General features: G+C 36.8%; 1 pseudogene. It reads left to right on the top strand.

The window, feature by feature from the left end:
- Window positions 1-797, top strand: a pseudogene (locus tag AC1DPZ_RS28340) (gliding motility protein RemB); the annotation flags it as partial.

The following is a 797-nucleotide window of genomic DNA, read 5'->3' on the forward strand; positions in this document are numbered from 1 at the left end:
ATGCAAAAACTCTACTTCTTTACTTTCAGAAAAACATTTTTGTTGGCCGGGATCGTCCTGTTCTCGGTGCAATTGAGCATGGCCCAATCTACTTATTTGCCTAACTCTTACCAGCTTTATCAAAAGTTCAATGCCGATATTTATTCAACAAAAAGCGCATTTCATACTTCGTTGCGCCCGTTTTTGATTGATAGTTTAATTCAGCATACTTATGATTCGGTAATGAATGTGGGCGTAAGCAGTGATCGTAAGAGCTGGCTTGAACGTAAAATATTTAATGAACACCTGTTTGATGTTAAAAAGCCCGACTATACTTTTTACGGAGATGTTATACTGGACCTGCAAGCCGGTAGAGACTTTACCGCAAAATACAATACAAATTTAAATACCAGGGGCTACCAGTTTGGTGGCACCATTGGCACTAAATTTTCATTTTATGCCAGTGCTTTTGAAGATCAGGCTAAGTTTCCTGGTTATTATAATGCTTTGGTTAATGAAAATCAATTTATACCAGGACAAGCATACTTAAGAAACTATCACGGTATAAAAAAAAACACAGCAGATTGGTCGTACGTTACAGCTATCCTATCTTATAATATAACTAAGAAACTAAATGTTACCTTAGGCGAGGATAAGATGTTTATTGGTGATGGATATCGTTCCTTATTACTTTCAGATTATGCTGCTAATATGCCCCTGGTAAGGCTTACTGCTAATATAGGCAAGCATGTTCAATACATGGCTGCCTGGGCTTATATTGAAGATATTAAAGAAAATAAATTCGATACGTTTGGCAG

The organism is Mucilaginibacter sp. P4_G9, from assembly GCF_056400985.1.